At 71.5% G+C, this 24,992-nt stretch carries 16 protein-coding genes and 1 pseudogene; 7 read left to right on the forward strand and 10 right to left on the reverse strand.

Going from position 1 to position 24,992, the window contains the following annotated elements; genetic code table 11:
• Positions 1–43: 43 nt before the first annotated feature.
• Positions 44–949 carry a zinc-binding dehydrogenase gene (locus IEZ17_RS29160; protein ID WP_189305326.1) on the reverse strand — a complete coding sequence of 302 codons (906 nt, stop codon included), beginning with the start codon at positions 947–949 and terminating at the stop codon, positions 44–46.
• Between the two features lie 355 nt (positions 950–1,304).
• Positions 1,305–2,822, reverse strand: coding sequence for a CehA/McbA family metallohydrolase (locus tag IEZ17_RS29165; protein ID WP_189305329.1), 1,518 nt, complete (start codon positions 2,820–2,822; stop codon positions 1,305–1,307).
• A gap of 170 nt (positions 2,823–2,992) precedes the next feature.
• Here IEZ17_RS29165 and IEZ17_RS29170 point away from each other — a divergent pair, with 170 nt between their 5' ends.
• From IEZ17_RS29170 to IEZ17_RS29185, 4 genes are all read left to right on the forward strand, one after another.
• Positions 2,993–3,817 (forward strand): TIGR03619 family F420-dependent LLM class oxidoreductase, encoded by an 825-nt coding sequence (locus IEZ17_RS29170; RefSeq protein ID WP_189305330.1) that lies wholly within the window; start codon positions 2,993–2,995, stop codon positions 3,815–3,817.
• Positions 3,818–4,127: 310 nt separating this feature from the next.
• Positions 4,128–4,529 carry a VOC family protein gene (locus IEZ17_RS29175; RefSeq protein ID WP_189305332.1) on the forward strand — a complete coding sequence of 134 codons (402 nt, stop codon included), beginning with the start codon at positions 4,128–4,130 and terminating at the stop codon, positions 4,527–4,529.
• 386 nt (positions 4,530–4,915) lie between these two features.
• A complete protein-coding gene (locus tag IEZ17_RS29180) occupies positions 4,916–7,456 on the forward strand; it encodes a bifunctional FO biosynthesis protein CofGH (protein ID WP_229852770.1) in 2,541 nt (846 codons plus the stop codon).
• 294 nt (positions 7,457–7,750) lie between these two features.
• Positions 7,751–11,410, forward strand: coding sequence for a tetratricopeptide repeat protein (locus IEZ17_RS29185; RefSeq protein ID WP_189305336.1), 3,660 nt, complete (start codon positions 7,751–7,753; stop codon positions 11,408–11,410).
• Positions 11,411–11,796: 386 nt separating this feature from the next.
• Here IEZ17_RS29185 and IEZ17_RS29190 read toward each other — a convergent pair whose 3' ends face one another.
• On the reverse strand, positions 11,797–12,051 hold the full coding sequence (locus IEZ17_RS29190; RefSeq protein ID WP_043264818.1) for a hypothetical protein: 255 nt from the start codon (positions 12,049–12,051) through the stop codon (positions 11,797–11,799).
• Between the two features lie 115 nt (positions 12,052–12,166).
• A complete protein-coding gene (locus tag IEZ17_RS29195) occupies positions 12,167–13,075 on the reverse strand; it encodes a D-2-hydroxyacid dehydrogenase family protein (protein WP_189305437.1) in 909 nt (302 codons plus the stop codon).
• Between the two features lie 692 nt (positions 13,076–13,767).
• Here IEZ17_RS29195 and IEZ17_RS29200 point away from each other — a divergent pair.
• Positions 13,768–14,889: an ADP-ribosylglycohydrolase family protein gene (locus tag IEZ17_RS29200; RefSeq protein ID WP_189305339.1), complete on the forward strand. Its 1,122-nt coding sequence runs from the start codon at positions 13,768–13,770 to the stop codon at positions 14,887–14,889.
• 240 nt (positions 14,890–15,129) lie between these two features.
• Here the strand turns inward: IEZ17_RS29200 and IEZ17_RS29205 are convergent, their stop codons facing one another.
• The 3 genes from IEZ17_RS29205 to IEZ17_RS29215 all read right to left on the reverse strand — a co-directional run bounded on the left by IEZ17_RS29205 (position 15,130) and on the right by IEZ17_RS29215 (position 19,466).
• Entirely contained in the window at positions 15,130–16,617 is a 1,488-nt protein-coding gene (locus IEZ17_RS29205) for a sodium:solute symporter family protein (protein ID WP_189305341.1), read from the reverse strand.
• Between the two features lie 548 nt (positions 16,618–17,165).
• Positions 17,166–17,951: an SDR family oxidoreductase gene (locus IEZ17_RS29210; protein WP_189305343.1), complete on the reverse strand. Its 786-nt coding sequence runs from the start codon at positions 17,949–17,951 to the stop codon at positions 17,166–17,168.
• A 294-nt stretch (positions 17,952–18,245) separates the two neighbouring features.
• Positions 18,246–19,466, reverse strand: coding sequence for an aminotransferase-like domain-containing protein (locus tag IEZ17_RS29215; protein WP_189305345.1), 1,221 nt, complete (start codon positions 19,464–19,466; stop codon positions 18,246–18,248).
• Positions 19,467–19,673: 207 nt separating this feature from the next.
• Between IEZ17_RS29215 and IEZ17_RS29220 the strand changes: the two genes are divergently transcribed.
• On the forward strand, positions 19,674–20,510 hold the full coding sequence (locus IEZ17_RS29220; protein WP_189305347.1) for a hypothetical protein: 837 nt from the start codon (positions 19,674–19,676) through the stop codon (positions 20,508–20,510).
• Positions 20,511–20,748: 238 nt separating this feature from the next.
• Here the strand turns inward: IEZ17_RS29220 and IEZ17_RS29225 are convergent, their stop codons facing one another.
• From IEZ17_RS29225 to IEZ17_RS29235, 3 genes are all read right to left on the reverse strand, one after another.
• Positions 20,749–20,958 (reverse strand): DUF397 domain-containing protein, encoded by a 210-nt coding sequence (locus IEZ17_RS29225; RefSeq protein WP_189305349.1) that lies wholly within the window; start codon positions 20,956–20,958, stop codon positions 20,749–20,751.
• 209 nt (positions 20,959–21,167) lie between these two features.
• Positions 21,168–22,034, reverse strand: coding sequence for a helix-turn-helix domain-containing protein (locus IEZ17_RS29230; RefSeq protein ID WP_189305351.1), 867 nt, complete (start codon positions 22,032–22,034; stop codon positions 21,168–21,170).
• A 455-nt stretch (positions 22,035–22,489) separates the two neighbouring features.
• The gene (locus IEZ17_RS29235) at positions 22,490–23,263 is read right to left on the reverse strand and encodes a GOLPH3/VPS74 family protein (protein ID WP_189305353.1); all 774 of its coding nucleotides are present in this window, start codon (positions 23,261–23,263) and stop codon (positions 22,490–22,492) included.
• A gap of 268 nt (positions 23,264–23,531) precedes the next feature.
• Between IEZ17_RS29235 and IEZ17_RS43020 the strand changes: the two are divergent.
• Positions 23,532–24,992 (forward strand): annotated as a pseudogene (locus tag IEZ17_RS43020) (D-alanyl-D-alanine carboxypeptidase); the annotation flags it as partial.

Consider the following 24,992-nt stretch of genomic DNA (forward strand, 5'->3'; position numbering starts at 1 on the left):
CCCCGTACCCCCCACACCCCCACCCCCACTCCCCGCCTCCGGCTCAGTCGACCGTCAGCACGGCCTTGCCGCGGATCTCGCGGTTGACCAGCGCGAGCGCCGTCTCCCCGGCCTTCTCCCAGCTCTCCACCCGATCCACGCTCGCCTGGAGGCGGCCCTCCGCGAGCAGCCGGACGAGGTACGCCAGATCGGTCCGGCTGTCGCCGCCCGCCTGTATGCCGATCAACGTCAGCCGGTTGACGACCAGTTGATACGGCTGGATCGGCGTCGGCTCGCCCGAGGTGGCACCGATGGAGATGACCGTGCCCTCCGGGACGATGTGTCCCAGCAACTCGGCGAGCAGCGAGCCGCCGACGTTGTCCAGTACGACATCCACCGGGGTGCCGAGCTCGGCGGGGCCGGTCAGCACATGGTCCGCGCCCAGCGCTGCCAGGCCCGCACCGCGCGCGGTGCTGCCGACGAACGCGTAGACCTCGGCGCCCGCGAGATGGGCGAGCTGCACGGCGAAGCGCCCCACACCGCCGGACGCCCCGGTGACGGCGACCCGCTGTCCGGGCCGTATGCCTGCCGTACGCAGCGCGCGCAGCGCCGTCAGGCCCGCGACGGGGAGCGCGGCGGCCGTGGGGAAGTCCACCGCGTCGGGCAGCACGGCGAGTTCGTCGACGGGCACGGTGCGCAGCTCGGCCCAGCCGGCGTCCCGGCCCCGGGTCACGACGCGGTCGCCGGGCCGGGGGCCGCGGCCGTCGGCGGCGGCCCGGATGACCACACCGGCGGCGTCCCAGCCGCGGACCGCTCCGTCGGCGGCGTCGTCGGACCGGGGCAGCTCACCGTAATTGAGCGATACCGCGGCGACCTTGACCAGCACCTCATCGGGCCCCGGGACGGGATCGGCGACGGTGGCCAGGGCGAGCCGGCCGGGCGCGGAGTGATCGACAACGAGCGCACGCATCAGGACGTCCTCCTCAATCTCCATCAGCCATGCTGACCCCATAACCGGTGGGTGCCTCCGCTTATTCCGGAGGTGGGGCTTGGCTGAGGCCGGGGGAGCCGGGCCCGGGTCGGGGCCGGGTCGGAGCCGGACTGGGGCGGAGTCCGGGTCGGGGCCGGGTCGGGACCGGTCTGGGGTGGAATCCGGGTCGGGGTGTCGCGTCCCGTCGGTCAGCTGCCCTCGGTCACGCTGCCGTCCGGCACGCACGCGTCCCTCACGCCCCTGTCCGTCACGCTCCCGTCCGTCCTGCCAACGCCCCTCCCGTCCTCGCCCCTCCCGCCCCGCCCGTCACGCCCCGTCCTTCCCGTCCCGTTCGTCAACTCCGCCCGAGGAACACCGGGTTCGTCAGCGCGGCCATCGGTCCCGGCAGTCCCTCCGTCGTCGACGGGTGGCGGACCTCGGCGCGTATGTAGGCGGCGTAGTCGGGCGTGCTCTGCCAGCTGACGGTGCCGTTGCCGGAGGGCGGCAGCGGTGCGGAGTAGAGCCTCCCCTGGTCGGTGACGAACGAGACCGTGCAGCCCGGTGCGCCGGAGACCTTCAGCTGGGCGGTGACCTTCGCCGTACGGGATACCGCCAGGCGCTCGCCTGTCCCGGCGTGTTCGCCGCGCTCACCGGTGACGCCGAACGACAGGTCGATCCGGGCGGATTCGGCGATCCAGACGCGGCCTGCCCGGATGCCGTCCTGGATGGCGCGGCGCGAGAGGTCGTCGGCCAGTACGACGGTCTGCGGGAGGCCGACGACGTCCGGATCGCGGTGGGCGTCGCTGTGCCCCACGGCCGGCAGCCAGTCGGCACGGCCACGGGCGTGCGCGACAAGGGTGTTGTCCCATTCGGCGAGGGTGATCTCGTCGTCGGGGCCGTAGGGGCCGTTCCACACCTCGACCGCGTCGGCCTCGTTCAGGCCGAACTTCCAGTTGCAGCCGATGCAGGTGGCGTGTGGATGCGCCGGGATGACCAGGCCGCCGGCCCGTCGGATGGCGCGGGCGTACTTGCCGAACGCGTTGTCCCGGGCCCGGTAGCGCCAGTCGATGAAGGCGCCGGGATCGGTGCCCATCGCCACCACGTGTCCATTGCGGGTGGTGACCTCCTCGCCGGTCAGGATCAGCAGGTCATCGCCCCACAGCCCCTCCCAGGCGCGGTGGCTGGCCGTGGTGTTGTGCTCGGAGGTGGTGATGAAGTCCAGCCCGGCGGCGCGGGCCAGCGCCGCGATCCGGGCGGGCGTGCGCTTGCCGTCGGAGTAGACCGAGTGCAGATGGTTGTCGCCCCGATACCACGCGCGACCGCGGCCCCGGGCGCGCTCGGGCGGATAGACGGGGGCCGGGGTCTTCCCTTGGGGGCCGTGGCGCAGGGTGATGGTGACCTCGTAGGCGAGGCCCTGCGGTGCGACCGTGTACGGGGCGAGGGCGACGTGCCACGTGCCGGGGTTGACCGGGCCGGGGAGGTAGCCGGGGGTGGCGTCGTCGGCGCGCAGGAAGAACTCCGTACGCGCCCCGCCCGACCAGCCGCGGAAGCCGGCGCCGCCCAGCGCCGTGCCGCGTTCGTCGAAGATGCCGATGTCGCAGGCGTTACCGGCGGTGCCGTCCGGGACGGCCGGCTTGTCGTAGCTGTAGGAGACGGTGATCTCCCGTACGCCGTGCGGCACTTCGACCGGTAGATAGACGAAGTCCGGTGCGCCGGTGGGCAGATGGCCGGAGACCGTCCGGGTCTGCTCGGCCCGCCCGTCCGCGGATTGCCCGGCTGCCGGTGCGGCCTCGGCGAAGCTCACCCGCCCGAGCGTCATCGCGCCCGCCGCGCCGGCGGCTGCCGAAAGTCTCAGTACGTCGCGTCGTTCCATTCCCGCCCCCGTGCGGTCGTTGGTTTGCCGTGTCGTCGCGGCCCTCTCATTTCGCCCTGTGAAAACTGTTGTACGCGCGTGTGACACGCGGGGAAAGCCCTGTGGATAACTCGCGGACGGTGAGGCAACATGCGGTCACCCCACACGCCTGACGCGGAGGTGCACCCAGCATGCGGATCGCGACCACGATCTTCCTGACCGACGAGACGATCCGGCCGGACAGGCTGGCCCGCGAGCTGGAACAGCGCGGATTCGGCGGTCTGTATCTTCCCGAGCACACCCACATCCCGGCGGCCCGGGAGACCCCGGCGCCCATGGGCGAGCCGCTGCCGCGCGAGTACGGCCGCACCCTCGACCCGTTCATCGCCCTCGGCCAGGCCGCCACCGTCACCGAGCGGCTCGGCCTGGGCACCGGAATCACTCTCGTCACCCAGCACGACCCGGTCGCGCTCGCCAAGCAGATCGCGACCCTGGACCACCTCTCCGGAGGCCGCTTCACCTTCGGCATCGGCTACGGCTGGAACGTCGAGGAGGCCGCCGACCACGGGGTGGAGTGGTCGACCCGGCGCGAACTGACCCGGGACCGGGTGGCCCTGATGCGCGCCCTGTGGGCAGACGAACCGACCGCCTACAAGGGCGAGTTCGCTTCCGTACGGGCGTCCTTCGCCTACCCCAAGCCGGCGAACGGCGCGCCGCGCACCCTGCTGGGCGGCGCGGCCGGTCCCAAGCTGTTCGGGCACATCGCGGAATACGGGGACGGCTGGCTGCCCATCGGCGGGCGGGGGCTGACCGAGGCCGTGCCGGTGCTGCGGCGCGTCTGGGAGGACGCCGGGCGCCAGGGTGAACCGGTCGTGGTCCCGTACGCGGTCCGTCCCACGCCCGGGAAGCTGGCGCACTATCAGGAACTCGGCCTGCGGGAAGTCGTGCTCCAGCTCCCGCCCGCCGGCGAGGCGGAGGTCCTGCGGACGCTGGACGACTTCGCGCAGTACGTGTGAGGCGCCGTTCCGCAGCCTCGGAGAGGTGTGGAACGACGGACCGGTGAGGTGAGGTGAGGTGCCGGCGGGCGGCACCGGCCATTGGCGGCGTGCGGTACCGGAGAGGAGCCGGTGCGGGCGGGACCGCTCGGACTGGGAGGCGCAGCGCGCCCTAGGGCCATCGGTGTACGACCCCGCCCTACGAGCCGGTACCGCAGACCGATCCGGACGGCTGCCGCCGGGCGTAGCGTCGTAAGTGAAGGCACTCGAAGATCGCACTCGAAGATCGAAGTCCGCGCAGATCACAGTCCGCGCAGATCAAGGAGTCCCCATGCCTCGCCTCGACCACACGATCGTGCACAGCACCGACCGCTTCGCCTCGGCCCGCTTCCTCGCCGGCCTGCTGGACGCTCCCGAACCCAAGGCGTTCGGCCCGTTCGCCGCCCTCAAGCTGGACAACGGGGTGGCCCTCGATTACGCCGAGCATGTCGCCGGTGGCAGGGAGTTCGTTCCCACGCACTATGCGTTCCTGGTGACGGAGGACGAGTTCGACGGAATCATGGCGCGGATAAAGGAGCGCGAGCTGCCGTACTGGGCCGACCCCCTCCACACCAAGCCGCAGGAGATCAACCACCTGGACGGCGGCCGAGGCGTTTACCTCGACGACCCCGACGGTCACAACATGGAGTTCCTGACCCGGACCTACTCCGACGAACTCCTGAACAGCTTCTGATCCACCCTCGCTCGACCACTGATCGGCCTCCGACCAGTCACTGTTCGGACACTGATCCACCCTTGATCGGCCACTGACCGACCTCGGATCCACCTCTGGCCGACCTCTGATCCGCCCGTCACCTCCGGGGCGGGCCCGGCCCGCCGGGCCCGCCCCCGCCCACCGGCCGCACGCCGCTGCCCCATTCCCTCCGGAGACAACCTCCGTTTGGAGTGATCAGTGGCACACCGATCCCCTCATCTCCGGCTGCTGCGTTGTCGGTGGTCGCTCGTATGCTCAGGGGCATGACTTCCAGCGCCCAGGGACCTGACCAGGCATCCGACCGAGGTGCCGAAGCCGAACCGGCCGCGCGGCCCGACCAGCAGGCGCGGCCGACGGCCAACGCCATGCGCCGTGCGCTCAAGCGCGCCCGGGACGGTGTGGCACTGGACGTCACCGAAGCGGCCGTGCTCCTCCAGGCGCGCGGCGATGATCTGGCGGACCTGTGTGCCTCGGCGGCCCGGGTGCGCGACGCGGGCCTGGAGGCCGCCGGCCGCCCCGGTGTCATCACGTACTCCAAGAGCGTCTTCATTCCGCTGACCCGGCTGTGCCGCGACAAGTGCCACTACTGCACCTTCGCCACCGTTCCCGGCAAGCTCCGCCGGGCCGGTCACGGCATGTTCATGTCGCCGGACGAGGTGCTGGCCATCGCCCGCCGCGGTGCCGAACTGGGCTGCAAGGAAGCGCTGATCACCCTCGGGGACAAGCCCGAGGAGCGCTGGCCCGAGGCGCGCGAATGGCTGGAGGCCGAGGGGTACGACGACACCATCGCCTACGTACGGGCGATAGCGATCCGCATCCTGGAGGAGACCGGGCTGCTGCCGCACCTCAACCCCGGCGTGATGTCCTGGACGGACTTCCAGCGCCTCAAGCCCGTCGCCCCCTCGATGGGCATGATGCTGGAGACCACCGCCGAGCGCCTGTGGAGCGAGCCCGGCGGTCCGCACTACGGTTCCCCCGACAAGGAGCCCGCCGTGCGGCTGCGCGTCCTGGAGGACGCCGGGCGCAGCTCCGTGCCGTTCACCAGCGGCCTGCTGATCGGCATCGGGGAGACCTACGAGGAGCGTGCCGAGTCGCTGTTCGCGCTGCGCCGCGTCTCCCGCGCGTACCACGGCATCCAGGAATTGATCATGCAGAATTTCCGCGCCAAGCCGGACACGGCGATGCGCGGAATGCCGGACGCCGAACTGGACGAACTGGTCGCCACCGTGGCCGTCGCCCGGCACATCATGGGCCCCTCCGCCTGCCTCCAGGCGCCGCCCAACCTTGTGGACGACGAATACGTGCGGCTCATCGGTGCCGGCATCGACGACTGGGGCGGCGTCTCCCCGCTCACCCCGGACCACGTCAACCCCGAGCGCCCCTGGCCCCAGATCGACGCCCTGGCCGAGCAGTCCGCCACCGCCGGTTTCCGGCTGCGCGAACGCCTCGCCGTCTACCCGGAGTTCGTCCAGCGCGGCGAGCCTTGGCTCGACCCCCGCCTGCTGCCGCACGTCCGCGCCCTCGCCGACCCGGAGACGGGCCTGGCGCGCGAGGACGCCGTCGTGGAGGGGCACCCCTGGCAGGAGCCCGACGAGGGGTTCGTGTCCTCGGGGCGTACGGACCTGCACCGCACCATCGACACCGAGGGACGGACGGCCGACCGCCGGGACGACTTCGACGAGGTGTACGGCGACTGGGAGGCGCTGCGCGAGGCCGCCGCCCCCGGAATGGTGCCCTCCCGCCTCGACGCGGACGTCCGCCAGGCCCTCTCCCAGGCCGCCGACGACCCGACGAAGCTCACCGACGCCGAGGCGCTCGCCCTCCTGCACGCCGACGGCCCCGCCCTGGACGCGCTCTGCGGTATCGCCGACGACCTGCGCCGCGCCACGGTGGGCGACGCCGTCACGTACATCGTCACCAGGAACATCAACTTCACCAACGTCTGCTACACCGGCTGCCGCTTCTGCGCCTTCGCCCAGCGCCGCACGGACGCCGACGCCTACACCCTCTCCCTCTCCCAGGTCGCCGACCGCGCCCAACAGGCGTGGGACGTGGGCGCGGTGGAGGTCTGCATGCAGGGCGGCATCCACCCCGACCTGCCCGGCACGGCGTACTTCGACATCGCCCGCGCCGTCAAGGAGCGGGTCCCCGGCATGCATGTGCACGCCTTCTCCCCGATGGAGGTCGTCAACGGCGCCACGCGCACCGGCCTGTCCATCCGGGAGTGGCTGAGCGAGGCCAAGGCCGCCGGCCTGGACACCATCCCCGGCACCGCCGCCGAAATCCTGGACGACGAGGTCCGCTGGGTCCTCACCAAGGGCAAACTCCCCACCGCCACCTGGGTCGAGGTCATCAAGACCGCCCACGAGCTGGGCATCCGCTCCTCCTCGACGATGATGTACGGCCATGTGGACCAGCCCCGCCACTGGCTCGGCCACCTCCGGCTGCTGGCGCAGATCCAGCAGGAGACCGGCGGCTTCACCGAGTTCGTCACCCTCCCCTTCATCCACACCAACGCCCCCGTCTACCTCGCCGGTATCGCCCGCCCCGGCCCCACCACCCGCGACAACCGCGCGGTGACGGCCATGGCCCGGATCCTGCTCCACCCCCACATCACCAACATCCAGACCAGCTGGGTCAAGCTGGGCACCGAGGGCGCCGCGGAAATGCTCCGCTCCGGCGCCAACGACCTCGGCGGCACCCTGATGGAGGAGACCATCTCCCGTATGGCCGGATCGAGTTACGGCTCGTACCGCTCCATCCAGGATCTGGTGGCCATCGCCGAGCTGGCCGGACGCCCGGCCCGCCCCCGCACCACGACCTACGCCCGCGTCCCCGCCGAACGCCAGGCCGCCGCCCTCTCCTCGGACGGCCATCTGCCGGAACTGCTCCCGGTGGTGGAGTAGGCGTCGGAGGGGCCGGACGAGAGCGGAGGAGCCGGAGGCGGGATTCCGGGCGGGCGGCTCGGCTGCCCGGCCTATCCGGCGCGACTGCTGTCGGCGACTGTCGGCAGCAGTCCACGGATATCCACAGCCATCCACAGGCCGATCGCGTTGGGCTGCCTAATTCACCGGCCGGGGCGGGGAGTTGCCGAAGGTTATCCACAGGCTCGGATGCTCGGCCTGGCCGGCGGTTAATCTGCGGGAACAAGGCCGGACGAGCCGGCAGGCAGCAGCGCCGATGCACAGGGGGTGGAAACGGTGGACCGCAGCAGGATGTCGCGGCAGGAGCTGATCCGGCTCCGGCGCAGGGAGGGATTCGTCGGTCGGCGCGGTGAGCTCGCCGCTTTCCGCGACAACTTCGCACGGGTCGTGGAGGACCCGGCGCACCAGTTCCTGTTCCATGTGCACGGCCAGGCGGGCGTCGGTAAGACCTCCCTGGTCCGGCAGCTGGAGGAGATCGCGCGCGAACAAGGCGCGCTGACCGCGTACGTCGACGAGGCGGTGCACGGCGTCCCCGAGGCGATGGCGGCCGTCAGCGACCAACTGTCCGCCCAAGGACGGCCGTTAAAGGTCTTCGACAAGCTCATCGCCACATATCGGGAGCGGCGTCACGAAGTCGAGTCGGCGGCGGTTGCCGCGGACGGAACGGCCGACCCGGGGGATCCGCAAGGTGCCGCCCCGTCGCCCGGCAGCATGATCGCCGCGCAGGCCGGGCTGGCCGGCCTCGGCCTGCTGCCCGGTGTCGGCGCCGTCACGGGGGCGCTGGACCCCGGCCAGGTGGCCCGTGGCGCGGACCGGTTGCGCGGGTTGATCAGCGCCCGGTTGCGCAACCACGACGACGTACGGCTGGTGATGTCCCCGCTCCAGGTCCTGACCCCGGTGTTCGTCCGCGAGGTGAGCGCCGTCGCCGATGAAGTGCCCTGGCTGGCCCTCTTCTTCGACACCTATGAACGGACCGGCCCGCTGCTGGACACCTGGCTGCGGGACGTCCTGGTCAGCGACCGGTACGGCCCGCTGGCGCCCAACGTCGTGGTGACCCTCGCCGGGCAGACCGCACTGGACCGGCGCTGCTGGGCCGACTGCCTGGACTGCGTGGCGGATCTGCCACTGGACGCGTTCACCACCGCCGAGGCCCGCCAGTTCCTGGCGACCCGGGGGGTTGCGGACGAGCGCGTGATCGAGACGATCCTGCGGCTCTCCGGTGGCCTGCCCGTGCTGGTCTCGACGCTCGCGGAGCACCGCCCGCAGGCCGCCGAGGCCGTCGACGACCCCAGTGACACGGCCGTCGAACGCTTCCTGAAGTGGGAGTCGGATCCGGTCCGCCGGGAGGCGGCGCTGGCCGCCGCCCTGCCACGCCACCTGGACGAGGACATCTTCCGGGCCGCGGTGGACGCATCCGCCGCCGAACAGTTCGGCTGGCTGTGCGGGCTGCCGTTTGTGGCCGACCGCGCCGGGCACTGGCAGTACCACGAAGTCGTGCGTACGGCGATGCTGCGCCTTCAGCGGCGCAGATCGCCGCAGACCTGGACGGCCCGCCACCGTAACCTCGCCGAGGCGGCCCGTCGGCGGCGTACGGAGCGTCCGACCCGGGACGACACGGGCGCGCACGGTTCCGCCGGCACTTCCCCGAACCCCGACCCCGGAGCCCCCGTCACCCCCGCCGATCTCTGGGGCGACGATCGGCAACGGGAGTGGCGACTAAGGGAGATGTACCACTCCCTGTGCGCGGATCCGCGGGCCGCTCTGCCCGAGGCGCTGGGCGATGTGCTGGACGCCGCCGAGCACGAGCCGGCAGCGGTGCGTCGCGTGGCGGAGAACATCCGGCAGGCGGGGGAGGACGCCGGGGCGACGGAGGTAGGGGAGTGGGGCGCCCGGCTGCTCGCCGCGATCGGTGACGGTGGCGGCGCAGGCTTGACCCACGTACTGACCGCGTTGCTCGCGCGTCCCGGCTTGGAAGTGGCCGAGCAGGCCCGTATCCACCGTCTCAGAGGGCGCGAGTACCGGCAGGCCGAATCCTGGCAGCAGGCGTTCGCCGACTTCGACCGCTGTCTGGAGCTGGCGCCCGGTAACGTCCCCGCGCTGATCGGACGCGGCCTGACCCACCGCTATCTGCGCTCCTTCGAGCGGGCCGCCGAGGACTACATCCGCGCAGGGGAAATCGCCCCGGATTCCCTGGAGGCGGTCTCCCAACTCGGTGAGGCATACCGCCTCATGGGCCGCTTCGAAGAGGCGATGCCCCATTTCGACCGGGCCCTGGAGATCGATCCGCGGCACGCCTTCTCCATCGCCAGCCGTGCCGTCTGCCTCCGCCGCCTCGGCCGCCACGAGGAAGCGCTCGCCGGCCTGGAGCGCGCCATCGAGATCAACGCGCAGTACGCCTGGGCGATGGCCGAACGGGGAGCCACGTATCGCGCCATGGGGCAGTACGAGCAGGCCCTGGCCGAGTTCGACCGCGCCCTGGCCGCCAATCCCGGCTACGTCTGGGCGTATGCCCGCCGCGGCCTGACCCTGCGCGTCATGGGCCGCTACGAGGACGCCTTCGCCGCCCTCGGCCGCGCCGCCGAACTCCAGCCGAACGACCCATGGATCTGGGCCGAGCGCTGCAACACCCTGCTCGGCGTGGGCCGTTATGCGGAAGCACTGGCGGACGTCGACCGGGCCCTCGCCATCGACCCGGCGTATGCCTGGGCCCACATGGCGCGGGGCGGCACCCTGCGCCTCCTGGGGCGCCATGAGGAGGCACTGGCCGCCCTGCACCGGTCGCTGGAGATCCGCCCGGACGACGCCGGGGTGTGGGCGCTGCGCGGTGAAGTGCGCCGCCGGCTGGGGCAGTACGACCAGGCGCTCGCGGACTTCGACCGGGCCATCGCACTCGGCGCCGACCCGGCCCGCACGCTCGCCGAACGAGCCAAGGCCCACGTCCTGTGGGGCGACGGGCGCCGAGCCCTGGCCGATATCGCCCAGGCCCTGCACGGGAGGGGGCCAGCACTCCCCGAGCAGCCGGTAGCTTCCGGCACGGGTGCGGGCACGGGCACGGGTGCCGGTGCGGCCAGGGGAGCGGGCGCAGGCGCAGGTGCAGGCACGGGTGCCGCCGCGGGCGCGAGTGAGCGGCCACAGGGGGAAGCCTCCGACCCTTCCCCTTCCTCCGGCCCTTCCCCGTCCCCCCGCCCTTCCCCGTCCCCCTCCTCAACTGCCCTCCCTGAGCCTGTCGCTGCGGCACTGCTGGTGCTCAAGGCGGGTTGCCTGCGCCGGGCAGGACGCCTCGATGCCGCACGCGAGGCGGTCGCGGCAGCCCGAGCGCCGGCCGTCGAGGAGCGACGTAGAACGGCAGGCTCACGCTCGGCACCCGCGATATCCGAGGCAGCCGGAGCGTCGGGGGACCCTGCGCCGACGTCAGCGGCGGCAACGGGGGACGCCGCTGACCTCGCGGCCGTCGGACTGCTCGTCCGTTACGAGGAGGCGCTGATCGCCGGGAGCGCGGGCGGGGTGGAGGCAACAGTGTCCGCCTGGGAAGAGCTGCGGGCGGAGGTGCCGCGGGCTGCGGAAGGCCGGCACGGGCTGATAGGTACGGCGGTGGTGGCCGTCGTCAGCCGGTGCGCGCTGGGCGACTGGGCCGGCGCAGAGGCCGTTTCGGCAGAGCTGTTGGCGGGTGATGGGCACTGGGAGGCCATCGCCGAGACCGAATGGGGGGTGCGCGACCTCATGGAACTGCAAGGCGTGGACACCGAACGGTTGGAGGCGATACGGAACGGACTGATACGCCGGATGCGGCCGACCGCCGCAGAACCGCGTCCTGATGCCGATGCCGATGCCGATGCCGATGCCGATGCCGATGCCGGTCCCGTCCATGATCCCGTTTCCGGTCCCGTTCCTGATTCCGTTTCCGGCCCCGTTGCCGGTCCCGATCGGACGGACTGAGGCGGTGGTGACCGATCAGGACGGGATGACGCGGTCCTCAGTGGGGAAGGCGTCGCGTCGCTGACAGGTCGGGAGTTGTGCACCTGGTTGGTCAATTGCGCACCTGAAGGGTCAGGGGGCTGGGGCGGGCCGACCGGTCAGGCTGAGGCACCCCGACCCGCGAGGTTGGCGTGCTCATGATTGGCTGAGATCGTGCCGTTCCGATGGACCAGGTTGGCGCATTCCCGATGGTCGGGCTGGTGAGGTCGCGGTTGATCAGGCCGGCGCGGGTGTGGTCGATCGGGGGTGACGCGGCCCTGGCCGACCAGAGCGTGCAGGGTGCGGATCGTCCGTTGTGGGGAGGGTCCGGCTCGGTGTGCCGCCCCAGGCGTGCGCCGGCGGATCGGTCACTCTCCTTCGTACTCCGCCTCGTGTTGCAGGATGCACTGCTGCCACTGGGACAGTGCCTCCTCGCGGTCGCCACCGGCATCTTGGGCGGCGACGATCAGGGCGTCGGCCGCCATGGCGGCCAGCCGCACCGCGACATGGCAGACGTCGCGCTGGGGGAGCGGCCGGAGGAGTTCCACCGCACCGTCGCTGTCGCCGGAGAGCGCAGAGGCGACGACGGCCATGGTGGTGCGATCCCACTCGTACTCGGACATGGGGAGAGCATGCCCAACGGACGGCGTCACCATCATCGAACGGAGAGACGAGGGACGAGGGGTGGGTGAGGAGTGAGGGGAGGGTGGGGAGGGGGCGGCGTCAGCCCCGGCGCATTCACCCCAGTCGGCGGATGGGGGTTCCCTTCAGATAGGCGGTGATGTTCTCCACGGCTTCGCGGAAGTAGCCCTCGTAGTTGCGGCGGGTGACGTAGCCGAGGTGGGGGAGGGCGAGGACGTTCGGGAGGGTGCGCAACGGGGCGTCGGCGGGGAGGGGTTCGTGGTCGTAGACGTCCAGGCCGGCGCCGGCGATCCAGTGTTCGCGGAGGGCCTGGAGGAGTGCTGGCTGATCGACGATGGCGGCGCGGGAGGTGTTGATGAGATAGCCGGTGGGGCGCATCCGGCGGAGTTCAGGAGCGCCGAGCAGTCCGCGGGTGCGGTCGCTCAGGACGAGGTGTACGGAGACGAAGTCGCTGGTCTCCAGGAGCTCTTCCTTGGTGGCGGTGGCGCGAACGCCCGCCTCTGCCGCGCGTTCGGCGGTGAGGTGCCGGCTCCAGGCCACGACGTCCATGCCGAATGCCTGGCCGATCCGGGCCACCCGGGTGCCGATCTTGCCGAGGCCGAGCAGCCCGAGCGTACGGCCGTGCAGATCGGCGCCGACGGTGCTCTGCCAGGGGCCGCCGGCACGCATCGCGGTGCTCTCGGTGACGATGTTGCGGGCCAGGCCCAGGATGAGTGCCCAGGTCAGTTCCACCGGGGGTTCGGTGTTGCTGGCGGTGCCGCAGACGGTCACGCCGTGCCGGGCGGCTGCCTCCAGGTCGAAGGACGCATTCCGCATCCCGGAGGTGATCAGCAGCCGCAGGCGCGGCAGCCGGGCCAGGAGCGAGGCGGGGAACGGGGTGCGCTCGCGCATCGCCACGACGATCTCGAAGTCGCCGATCGCCTCGACCACTTCGTCCTCGGAGCGGAACGGTTCCCGCAGCACGCGGACGTCCACGGCGCCCGCCAGCGGGGACCAGTCGGCCATGGAGAGCGCGACGCCCTGATAGTCGTCGAGCACGGCACAGCGCGGAACGGAGGACGGGCCCGCGGAGCGCGTTCCCCTCGCTGGTTCTGCGTCAGTGCCTGCCACGTCCACGTCCACGCCCACTGCCACGTCCACCGCCACGTCCACTGCCTCTGCGCCGGTGCCCGCGACCTGTTCCGTGTCTGCGACGGGTTCCGTGTCGGTACCCGCGATCGGTTCCGTGCCGGTGCCCGCGACGGGTTCTGTGCCGGTGCCTCTGGCCGGCTTCGTGCCAGTGCCCTTGGCCGGCTCGGCGCCAGCGTTCTTGGTCGGCTCCGTTCCCGTACCAGCGGGTGCCCCCGTGCCGCCGTGAGCCCCCGTACCACCCGCACCCTCGGGCCCCGCCTCCCTGCGTGCCGACGGTTGTGGGGTCGGGGCCCCGGCCAGGATCGTGGCCGGGGACGCAGGCGGCGTGGCGGACGGTGTCGCGGACGGCGTCGTGGGTGGTGTCGCGGGCGGAGTCATGAGAAGTCTCCTGACGAATTGCGAAAGGTACGACATGCGAAATGCGAAAGCAGCAGCTCAAAACAGGCTCGGGGAGTGACTGCTCACAATACGAACCTGGCTCGTATTCGATCATTCATGGTCGATTACAGTGCTGCGCCAGGGGTTCCGGCAAGGCCCCGGGACCTTGTGAGCGTCGGGAGGGCGCAGTGAGCGCAGCGGCAGGAAACACCGCTATCTGGGGCCGCGCCGAACAGCAGGACTTCCGTAGCCGGGTGCGCGGCTGTCTGCTGGGCGGTGCCATCGGCGATGCGCTCGGTGCGGGCATCGAATTCGACTCGCTCGACGCGATCCGTGAGGCGCACGGCCAGGAGGGGGTGACCGACTTCGTGCCGGCTTTCGGGCGGCGCGGTGCGGTCACCGATGACACCCAGATGACCTTGTTCACCGTGGACGGCCTGATACGTGCCCAGGTCCGCCGCGACACCGGAGCCTGGCACCCGCCCACCGACGTCCACCGCGCCTACCTCCGCTGGGCCGCCACGCAGCACGACTGGGGCCCCGACGAGCGCAAGGAGGAGGACGGCTGGCTGGCCCGTGAGGAGTGGCTCTACTCCCGCCGGGCCCCCGGCCGCGCCTGCCTCAGCGGCCTCGGCGACGACGTCATGGGCACCCTCGACAAGCCGAAGAACCCGGATTCCAAGGGGTGCGGCGCGGTGATGCGCTCCGCGCCGTTCGGTCTGCTGGTCGGCTGGGAGCCGCAGTTGGTCTTCCAGCTCGCCGTCGAGTGCGCGGCGCAGACGCACGGCCATCCCACCGGCTATCTTGCGGCCGGCGCGTTCGCGGTGATCAGCCATTCCCTGGCCCGCGGTGAGGATCTGGACGGCGCGGTCCAGAAGGCACTGGCGCATCTGGCCACCCGCCCCGGCCATGAGGAGACCACCGACGCCCTCAAGCGCGCGCTCGGCGCCGTACGGCAGGGCATGCCGACGCCCGCCCGGGTGGAGTCGCTGGGCGAGGGCTGGACCGCCGAGGAAGCACTCGCCATCGGGGTGTACTGCGCCCTCGTCGCCGAGGACATCCGGCACGGGCTGCTGCTCGCCGTCAACCACAGCGGCGACAGCGATTCGACCGGCGCCATCTGCGGCAACCTGCTGGGCACCCTGCACGGCGAGACGGCGCTGCCGCCCGTATGGCTGGTCGAACTGGAGGGTCGGGAAACGATCTTGCAGCTCGCCGACGACTTCGCGATGGAGATGACCCAGGGTCCCGCGCTGCACGGCCCCGCGGGCTCGTCACCGGGCTGGCTCGCCCGTTACCCGCGCGCCTGACCCCCGAGACTGCTGCTCCGAGGGCTCCAACTCCGAGATTTCCAACCGCCTATGGCGGAAGCGCCGATAGCCGACACAGCGGGCCCCGACACGGCGAGCCCCAAGGCGACAGGCCCAAACGCGGCGGGCCCGACACGGGGGCTCCGAAGAGGCGAGCCCCGGGGAGAAGCAGGTCCCAAGAAGCAGGCCCCAACAAGCAGCGCCCGAGGCAGTCCGCCAAGCGCCGGACCCGGCGGCTCCTCATTCGCCCTCCAACCCACCATTGATGCGCGACAGCACCGCATCCCGCTCCGGGGTGGCCTCCGGCCTGATCAGGCCGATCGTCGCGAACAGCAGCAGTGACGTCGCCACCGGCGCCACGATCTGCACCTGCAACTGGACGCCGCCGATGCCATAGTTCGTCAGCCAGAACGCGAACAGTCCGGCCGCCCAGGACACCAGAGCCGCCGTCGGCCCCGACCGGCGGAAGGCCGGCAGCATGCCCAGCAGGAACGGGATCGAGATCGGCCCGACCAGCCCGGCCACCCACTTGATGACGACGGTGATGATGTCCTTGAACGTGGGCGAGCCGACCTGGGTCGCGATCGCCATCGACAGCGCGAGGAAGCACACCGTCGACAGCCGGGCGGCCACCAGCCCGGCCCGGTGGGACCAGTCCCGCGCCCGGGCCGACACCGCCGGCGCGATGTCCCGGGTGAAGACCGCGGAGATGGCGTTGGCGTCCGAGGAGCACATGGCCATCGTGTGGGAGAAGAAGCCGACGACCACCAGCCCCAACAGGCCGTGCGGCAGCAGCCGTTCGGTCAGCAGCGCGTAGGCGTCCGAGGCGTCCGGTTTCCGCGCTGTGACGAGCAGCGGCGCGGCCCACATCGGGAAGAAGAGGACCACCGGCCAGACGAGCCACAGCGCCGCCGAGAGCAGTGCCGAGCGCCGGGCTTCCCGGGCGTCGCGGGTGGCCATGTAGCGCTGCGCCTGGTTCCACATCCCGCCGCTGTATTCGAAGGTCTTGATGAAGAGGTAGGCGAGGAGGAAGGCCAGGGTGTACGGGCCGGCGGTCGGCCGGGTGTGGCCGTCCGGCAGCCGGTCCCAGACCGTCCACAGCCCGTCGGCGCCGCCCAGTTCACCGAGTACCCTCACCAGCATCGCGACCCCGGCCAGCAGCTGGATGACGAACTGCCCCAGCTCGGTCAGGGCGTCCGCCCACAGCCCGCCGACCGTGCAGTAGACGCCGGTGATCACGCCGGTGATGAGGATGCCCTGGTTCAGCGAGAGCCCGGTGAACACGGACAACAGGGTGGCGATCGCCGCCCACTTGGCGCCCACGTCCACGATCTTCAGCAGGACGCCCGACCAGGCGAGCGCCTGCTGCGTCGGCAGGTCGTAGCGGTCCTTGAGGTATTCCAGCGGCGAGGCGACTCCGAGGCGGGACCGCAGCCGGTTGAGCCGGCCGGCGAACAGCCGGGCCCCGATGGCGATTCCGACGGCGATGGGGAAGGACCAGGTCACGTAGGAGGTGATGCCGTACTGGTAGGCGATGCCCGCGTAACCGGTGAACATCACCGCGCTGTAGCCGGACATGTGGTGCGAGATGCCGGAGAGCCACCACGGCATCCTGCCCCCGGCGGTGAAGAAGTCGCTGACGCCGTCCACCTGCCGGTGCGACCACATGCCGATCACGATCATCACGCCGAAGTAGCCGATGAGCACGGCCCAGTCGAGACTGTTCATGCCCCCTCCAGGGGTCCGCCTTGTGAACGCTCCGGATGTGGAATCACTTCGCCGTGACGCGGTCCTGCGGTGCCGAGCACCCGCTCAGGAGCGGGGAACTCCGGGGATTGAACCGTTCGACGAGCTTGCCGGTCAAGGGTGTTGACAGTCATGGGTGTGAACGAGAGTCAGTGAAGCGAACGGTGCGGGCCTTGTGCACCGCACGACGGAAGCATTGTTCGCTGAGGGGAGCACCGCTCACCGGGAGGCGGGCGCACCGATCGCCGAGCGGTGGGTGCACCGTTCGCCGGGTGGCGAGAGCACCGCTCACCGAGCGGTGGGAGCATCGCTCACCATCGGGAGTACCGCTCACCATCGGGAGTACCGCTCACCATCGGGAGTACCGCTCACCGTCGGGAGCATCGCTCACCGGGCGACGGCAACGCTTCCCGCCGTACGGGCGGGTGCCCATACGGCCGTGGGGGGCGAGGCGCCGGCCGCCGACAGCGGCGAGGCTTTACCCGGCCCGGCTCGGCCCGGTTGCTGCCGATGGCGCGGCGCCCAGGTCGCTACCGCATCAGTTCCCCGGCGTTCACCAGCAGCGACTGCCCCGTAATGGCCCGCGCCCGGTCCGAGGCCAGGAAGACCGCCGCCTCCGCCACGTCCGCGTCCGTGGCCAGCTCCGGCAACGCCATCCGCCCGGCGAGCCGCTCCAGCACCTCGGACTCCGGTACGCCCTCGGCCTGCGCCGTGAACCGTACGTACGCCTCCACCGGCGGGCCCCACATCCAGCCCGGCTGCACGGTGTTGACCCGTATCCGGTCCGGACCCAGCTCGCGCGCCAGCGAGTACATCGCCGAGACCAGCCCGCCCTTGGACGCCGCATAGGCCGCCTGCTGCACCTGCGTGGGCGCGGCGACCGACGACTGGGTGCCGATCATCACCACCGAGCCGCCGCCGCGCGCCGTCATCGAGGGCAGGCAGGCGCGGGTCATCCGCAGTGTGCCGAAGAGGTTGACGTCCACGACCTGTTGCCAGGCGCCGAAGTCGGCGTCCCGCAGCCCGCCGAAGTACGCGTCCAGCGCGGCGACATGGATCACCGCGTCGATCCCGCCGAAGCGCTCCGCGGCCAGCTCGGCCAGCGCCGCGCACTGCGCCTCGTCGGTGATGTCCGTCGCCCGCCAGGCCGTCCGCTCGCCGGAAGGGTCGATCCGTGCCGCCGACGAGGCGAGATTCTCCTCCGTGCGCGCCCCCAGGACGACCCGTGCCCCGTCCCGTGCGCAGGCCGCCGCGACCTGGTGGCCGAGCCCTGTGCCGACGCCGGAGACGATGACGGTCCTGTCGCGCAGCAGCATGCGGCCTCGGCCTCCCGCCGGTCCCGGCCGCCGCGATCGAGTGATCTGACGTACCGTCAGTATTGGGCGTGGGGCGTCAGGCTAGGGGTGACGGGCAGGGAAAGCCAGACGTGAAGCGGATTTCCCGCCGCCGGAGGCCCCGCGCGCAGGCTGGTAACCGTGCCACCTGTCCGCGCGCGCAGGCTGGTTACCGTGCCTCCCGTCTCCGTGCGCAGGCCAGTTGGCGGGTCACCCGTCCCTGTGCGCAGGCCGGTTACCGTGCCACCCCTCCCCGCGCGCAGGCCGGTCACCGGCTCACCCCTCCCCGCCGGCCTCCTCCAGTGCCTTCCGCAGTCGCACCAGGCCCTCGGCGATCTCCTCCGGTGAGTGCGTCACGAACGACAGCCGCATGGCGGCGGGGTCCGGCCGGCCGGCGAAGAACGGCGCTCCCGGGACGTACGCCACGTCGTGCCGCACCACCTTCGGCAGCAGCGCGGTCGCGTCGTACCCCGCCGGCAGCGTCGCCCACACGAACATCCCGCCCGCCGGACGGTTCCACCGCGAGCCCTCGGGGAGCGCCCCGGCGAGCCCGTCCACCAGCGCGTCGCGCCGCTCCCGGTAGGCGCCGCGGACGCGCGCCAGATGGGCGTCCAGGTCGGCGATCGCCAAGTACCGTGCCGCGGCGGCCTGGTCGACGGTCGAGGTGTGCAGATCGGCGGCCTGCTTGGCGATCACGCAGGCGCGGCGCAGCGCCTCCGGCGCGCGCAGTGTGCCCAGCCGCAGTCCGGGCGCCATCACCTTGGAGAACGAGCCCAGCAGCGCGGTGCGGTCCTCGGCACCGGGGAAGGACGCGATCCACGGCTGCGGTTCGCCCTCGAAGCGCAGCTCCCCGTACGGGTCGTCCTCGGCGATCCACAGTCCGCGCCGGGCCGCGACCTCGGCGACCGCGGCCCGCCGCTCGGCGGACAGGGTGCGGCCGGTCGGGTTCTGGAACGTCGGGACGATGTAGAGCAGTCGGGGCTTCTCGCGGGCGGCGATCTCGTCCAGCGCGGACGGGTCGATGCCCTCGTCGTCGGTCGGCACCGGCACCACCCGGGCGCCCGCGAGCGAGAAGATCTGGAGCGCGGCCAGATAGCAGGGGTCCTCGACCAGCACCACGTCACCCGGCTCCAGCAGCGCCGTGGCCAGCAGCGTCAGCCCCTGCTGGGATCCGGTGGTGACCAGCAGGTCGTCGGGATCGGTGGGCAGCCCGCGGGCGGTGCTGCGTGCCGCGACGGCCGCCCGCAGATCCGGATCGCCCTCGCTGGTCGAGTACTGGAGGGCCCGCCGCGGCGCCTCGGTCAGCACCTGCTGGAAGGCGGTGGCTATCCCCTCGGCGTCGAAGAGTTCGGGCGCGGGCAGGCCGCCGGCGAACGAGATGACCTCGGGGCGGGCGGTGAGCGCCAGGATGTCGCGTACGGGCGAGCTGCCGGTCCGCGCCGCGCGTGCGGCAAGTTCGGGAACGGGGGCAATGCGGTCCAGGGGCGCGTCCGGCATGGCAGCTCCAATCACTCATGACCTGCGTTAACAGTCGTTAGCTACAGATGGCGCGAAGCTTAGGCCGATTTCCGGCTGTGGTGCAGTGCTGCCCGCATACTGGGCGGCCGGCCGGGATGCCCGTCACCCCCCGCCATCACCCCGCGTCTGCCGCTTCCCTCCCGTCGCCCCCTCCCCTTCTGACGTTGTGTCAGCTACACCTGTGCCATGACGACCGACGACCTCGCCGCCTACGCCGCCCTGGCCGCCACCGGCCCGTACGGCGTCCGCCCCGGCCACGCCCTGATCACCATGGTCGAACCCCATCCGGGCCACGAATACGCCTACAACCGCTGGTACGAGGACGACCACTACATCGCCGGCGCGATGGCGATGCCCTGGATCTTCGCCGGCCGCCGCTGGGTCGCCACCCGCGCGCTGCAACTCCTGCGCTACCCCGAGAAGTCCGCGGTCGCCCGGCCGGTCACCACCGGCTGCTACCTCTCCACGTACTGGCTCACCGAAGGCCGCTACGACGCACACATGAAGTGGACGGTCGGCATCAATCAACGCCTCAACCGGGACGGCCGGGTCTACCAGGACCGTACGCACGTCTTCACGGCCTTCCAGGACCACGAGGCGACGGTCTACCGGGACGGCGCGGCGGGCCCCCGCGACTTCCATGCGCTGGACCACCCGTACGCCGGGCTGGTGTTGGAGGTGATCGACGCCGACGGGCCGGAGCGGCGTGCCGAACTCCTGGAGTGGCTGCGCTCCCGCCATCTGCCGCGCCGCCTGGCGGGCTCGCCGTCGGCGCTGGTCACCGTCTTCCGGCCGACCCCGCTGCCCGGGGAGCGGATGGCGTACGTCAAGCAGGTCGAGGGCGTCGACACCCGGCTGACCCTGCTGTGGTTCCTCCAGGAGGATCCGCGGGATGTCTGGGCGGCGCACTTCACCGGCCTGGACGCCGAGGTCGCCGCGTCCGGCCTCGGTCGCGTCGAACTGGTGGCGCCCTTCCTCCCGACCGTCCCGGGAACGGACCGCTATGTCGCCGAACTCCGCTGACGGGAGACGGCCGGCCTCAGCTGCCGGGTGGCCGCCGGACTCCGATGCCGGACTCCGGCACTGGACTCCGGCACTGGACTCCGGTACTGGACTCCAGTACCGAACTCCGTTGGAGGGGAGCGGAGATCGCGGTCCGGGTGCGGACATGGCCGAACCCCCTCGGCCGGGACGGCGATCCAGTCGAGAGGGCTCGTGTCTGCGGTGAGGTCACACGGACTGTGGTCGGTGACGGCTCGGATCAGGACAGGTCGAACGCGCGACCGGCGACGTCCGACACGAAGCTGCTCCAGGAGGTGTTGTCGAACGTGAGCCGCGGACCCTCGGGGTCCTTGGAGTCACGCACCGCGATGGCCGCGGTGGTCGGTACGGCGATCTCCACACAGGCGCCGTTGCCGCCGGAGTACGAGGACTTGGTCCAGGAGAACGCGGAATTGGGCTGAACGGCCATTTTCACTCCAACTTACTCTGAGTTACTGCGGGTTCGGTGAGACCGACGCTACGCGCCAACATCACGAGCCGCAGGGGCCGTTCACCCGTCCGAATGGCATATTCCGTGATCGCTTTTCACGGATGGTAGCCCAGGTGTACCGTGCGGCCCCTTTCACCGGAATTTGACATTCCGCACTCCCGGGACTGTCCGAACCTGCTCCCTTGCCCTCAACTCATCGCATCCGCATGCCTTTTCGCTGCCTCCGCGATGAACTCCCGGCTGGCTTCCGCGCTCAGCGCCTGTGCCCGCAGGTGCTCGTACATGATGGTGTATTTGTGCACATCGTTGGTTTTCTCCAGATAGAGATCACTGGTGACACCCTCGATGTAGACCACACTCGAATCGGCGGCGTCATCGAATTCCAGGATCGAGAACGTCCCCGACATCCCGGCGTGCGCACCGGTGTCGTACGGCAGCACCTGCACCGTCACATGCGGCAGCTTGCTCACCTCGACGAGCTGCTCCAGCTGCTCGCGCATGATCACGTGGCTGCCGACCACCCGCCGCAACGCGCTCTCGTCCAGCACCACCCACAGCCGCAGCGGACGGTCCGGGTCGTTGACCCGCTCCTGGCGCCGCATCCGCACCTGGATGCGCTTCTCCAGATCGTCGGGTGCCAGCTCCGGAACGGTGCCGGGGATGACCGCCTCGGCGTAGCCGGGCGTCTGGAGCAGTCCGGGCACCAGCAGGGACTCGTACGTCCGCAGCGACGCCGCCTCGGTCTCCAGACCGATGTAGACGCTGTACGGGATGTCGCCGAACGCGTGCCACCAGCCCTGCTGCCGGGAATCCTTCGCCATCTGCATCAGCGAATCGACTATGCGGTGGTCATCGACCTCGTAGACCCCGCACAGGTCGCGGACATCGCGCTGGCTGATGCTGCGGCGGCCGTTCTCCAGCCGGCTGATCTTCGACTGGGAGACCAGTAGCCGCTCGGCCACCTCTTCCGCCGTCAGGCCCTTGGCCTCCCGGAGCCTGCGCAGCTCCTGGCCCAAGCGGCGTCGCCTGACGGTGGGATTGACGTTGGACGCCACGGGACGTGCACCTCCGGGTCCGTACTGCTGTCACTTCCTCTTGAGCAGAGTGCCACTTCATGCGGACGCCGCGCAGTCAATTGACCACAGAAGGCGAGCGCACATGCGCGCGGGGTGGCGGGCCCGCCGTCGTCCGAACGGCTCGGCCCACCACCCCGCTCTCTTGCTGCGGCTCCCGAACGGGTCGGGGACGGTGGTGCGAGTGCTGCCCGATGGTGCGGTCGCTGCTCCGGGGCGCGGTGGTGCGGTGAGCGGTGGTGCGGTGACGCGACGGTGCGGTGAGCGGTGGTGCGACGGTGCGCAGCGGTACCCGGCGGTCCGCGCCGTGCCCCGGTGCGGCGCATACAGCCGCTGCGTACGGCCTCGTACGCGATCACCGGGCGCCTGTCGTACGGCGTGCACGTGCCGGGTGGGCGCCTCACCGGCGCCCTGCGCGCCCTACGGCGCCGACGTCGTCAGCGGGCGCCTACCCGGGCCATGCTGCCGTGACCGTGCCGCCGCGACTGAACCGGCACACCGGCCGCCTCGGCCGTGGCCCGGGCTGCCGGCTGCCGGGGACCCGGGCCGCTGCCCGGTCCCGCACCCGGGGCCCGCCGGGGCTGTGCCGCCACGCCGTTCTGCACATCCATGACGGCGTGCGCGACGAGTCCGCCCATCGGGTCGTGCCGGATCAGATCCCGGAGACGGGAGCGCGATGACCGCCCCTCGTTCCCTGGATAGAGGTGCTTGCCGAGACCGACCGCGTGGGCCAGCGCGGCGAGCGCCGCGGTCCGCGGGTCCGGTGGTACGCCGGTGCGGATCGCGTTGTCCAGCCGGGCCCTGATTTCCCGGCTGATGGCCGTCTCGGTCGCTTGGTAGCGCGTCGTCGGCAGTACTCCGCACATCTGACCCGCCACGGCATGCACCATGCCGCACCGTTCCAGATGCGTGAGGTAGGTCTGGCGCAGCCCCAGCCGGGGCCCGCCGATCCAGTGGACCGCGCGCACCGGACTGCCGCGTCGGCGCAGCAGTTCGAGCGCGGAGTCCAGAGTCGGATCTCCTGTCGGCCGTGCCATCACCACGGCGATACGATCCCCGTCTGGGGCTATCCGTCCTGCCAGAGCCAGCTCTACTAGCTGGGCCCCGGCCAGGCCGAGGTCGAGCGACTGCGGCTGCGCTGTGGTGCCCGTGGCCGGGTCCAAAGCCAGCAGCAGAAGCTCCTCCGGAATTGTTCTGCGGCTCCTGCCCATCCATGCCTCCCCGCGTGGATGAATGACAGGGTGACCCCTCTCACATTCATCTGTCGAGGGTGCGTGGGGGGTTCGGTAGGGAACCGGTAGGTATGTCGTTCTCGTCTAGCACGTCGGCAACATCTTCCGCGGGGTGCGGCGTGCACTGGTTCGCGTGGCGGTGGGATGACGCCGATGGGACACAGGAGACTTGGGAACACTGGTGCCGGTTGGTATGGGTACCGGGTGGCACCGGGCAGGGCAGTGCGACGTAGTGAAGGAGACATCGGTGGCGGGCGAGTCCCCCGACAAGTCGGACAAGAAGTCGGACAAGGAGCAGTCGTCGGGGGAGACGGCGCGCACCGAACGCGATCCGCGGTTGCCCGTGCGCCGCGAGGGCCGGGACGAGGCGGCGAAGCCGGCCGCGGTGGCCACGGTGGACGGGGATGCCGAGCCGGAGACGGACGGCGGCGCGGCGGACGCGAAGCCGAAGCCGGCGTCGAAGTCGAAGTCGAAGTCGGAATCGGGAGCCGGGAAGGGCGCGAAGGGCTCGGGTGCGGACGCCGGGCGCACGCCGGAGTCCGCGGAGGATCCTGAGGCGCCCCAGAAGGCCGCGGAGGACGACGCGGGGGCCTCGGGCGGCGACGACCGCCTGCGGGCCGCTGTGGCGGCCTGGGTGGCGCGTACGGACGATGCAGAGGGCGCGGATACCGGGGGCGCCGCGGACGGGGCGCGTGCGGACGGGGCGGACGACGCCTCGGACGGGGGCGATGGCGCGAACGTCGAGCCGGCGAAGGCCGATGAGCCGGACGCGAAGCCGGAGGCCGAGGCCGAGGCGAAGGCGGACGGAAAGGCCGACGCGAAGCCGGACGGAAAGGCCGATGCGAAGGCGGATGCCGGGGCTGACGCCAAGGCCGCCGCCAAGGTCGATGCGGGTGTGAAGGGTGAGGAGCCCGAGGCCGGGAAGAAGGCCGCGTCCGAGGAGGGGGCGACGGGCGAGTCCGGTACCGGGGCTGATGCCGCGACGGATTCCCCGGCCGTCGACCAGGCCACCGCCGTCTTCAAGACGATGGGATCGAAGAAGGGCAGGGCCGGGAGCGACGACGAGGCGCCGGCCGATGACGCGACGCGCGTGTTTGCCATCGCGAAGTTGAAGGAGGGTGAGGCGAAGGGCAAGGGCGCGGCGGAGGAACGTCCCGTCGACAGTCCGACCACCACCTTCAAGATCGACAAGGGCGCCGCGAAGAAGGCCGACGAGGGCGACGCGAAGGCGAACGGCGACGCCAAGGCGAAGGACGGCGCCAAGGCGAACGACGACGCCAAGGCGAAGGACGATGCCAAGGCGAAGGACGATGCCGGGGTCGAGGACGGTGCGAAGGCCGAGGACGGCGGCAAGGCCGGAGCCGACGACGAGCGGGATGCCGAGCGGACCAGCCAGTTCGTTGCGCTGAAGTCGACGGACGGCGGTGCGGCGGAGCGGTCGATCGGTAAGACCGCGCCCAGGACCCCGGCCCGTACGACCGACAAGGTCGACAACGCCGACAAGGCTGAAAAGGCCGAAAAGGCCGAAAAGGCGGACAAGGCCGAGGCGGCCGGGGCGGCTGGTACGGCTGAGAAGGCCGGCAAGGGCACGTCCGAGGACGGCGGCGGCGCGGCGGCGGGTGGCGCTCCGGCGAAGGCTCCCGAGAAGGCGCCGGGCAAGGCGCCCGGCGCGATGCCGCCGGCCGTGCCGGCCAAGCCCACCGGGAAG

It is taken from the genome of Streptomyces albospinus, from assembly GCF_014648695.1.
Classification (GTDB): domain Bacteria; phylum Actinomycetota; class Actinomycetes; order Streptomycetales; family Streptomycetaceae; genus Streptomyces; species Streptomyces albospinus.

Bases quoted from the DNA above. Each gene is read 5' to 3' on its own strand.
- IEZ17_RS29215 (WP_189305345.1), bottom strand. From the start codon at position 19,466: ATGCCGGACGCGCCCCTGGACCGCATTGCCCCCGTTCCCGAACTTGCC.
- IEZ17_RS29190 (WP_043264818.1), bottom strand. From the start codon at position 12,051: ATGTCCGAGTACGAGTGGGATCGCACCACCATGGCCGTCGTCGCCTCT.
- IEZ17_RS29210 (WP_189305343.1), bottom strand. From the start codon at position 17,951: ATGCTGCTGCGCGACAGGACCGTCATCGTCTCCGGCGTCGGCACAGGG.
- IEZ17_RS29235 (WP_189305353.1), bottom strand. From the start codon at position 23,263: ATGGGCAGGAGCCGCAGAACAATTCCGGAGGAGCTTCTGCTGCTGGCT.
- IEZ17_RS29195 (WP_189305437.1), bottom strand. From the start codon at position 13,075: ATGGCCGACTGGTCCCCGCTGGCGGGCGCCGTGGACGTCCGCGTGCTG.
- IEZ17_RS29220 (WP_189305347.1), top strand. From the start codon at position 19,674: ATGACGACCGACGACCTCGCCGCCTACGCCGCCCTGGCCGCCACCGGC.
- IEZ17_RS29225 (WP_189305349.1), bottom strand. From the start codon at position 20,958: ATGGCCGTTCAGCCCAATTCCGCGTTCTCCTGGACCAAGTCCTCGTAC.
- IEZ17_RS29205 (WP_189305341.1), bottom strand. From the start codon at position 16,617: ATGAACAGTCTCGACTGGGCCGTGCTCATCGGCTACTTCGGCGTGATG.
- IEZ17_RS29170 (WP_189305330.1), top strand. From the start codon at position 2,993: ATGCGGATCGCGACCACGATCTTCCTGACCGACGAGACGATCCGGCCG.
- IEZ17_RS29175 (WP_189305332.1), top strand. From the start codon at position 4,128: ATGCCTCGCCTCGACCACACGATCGTGCACAGCACCGACCGCTTCGCC.
- IEZ17_RS29160 (WP_189305326.1), bottom strand. From the start codon at position 949: ATGCGTGCGCTCGTTGTCGATCACTCCGCGCCCGGCCGGCTCGCCCTG.
- IEZ17_RS29165 (WP_189305329.1), bottom strand. From the start codon at position 2,822: ATGGAACGACGCGACGTACTGAGACTTTCGGCAGCCGCCGGCGCGGCG.
- IEZ17_RS29180 (WP_229852770.1), top strand. From the start codon at position 4,916: ATGCGCCGTGCGCTCAAGCGCGCCCGGGACGGTGTGGCACTGGACGTC.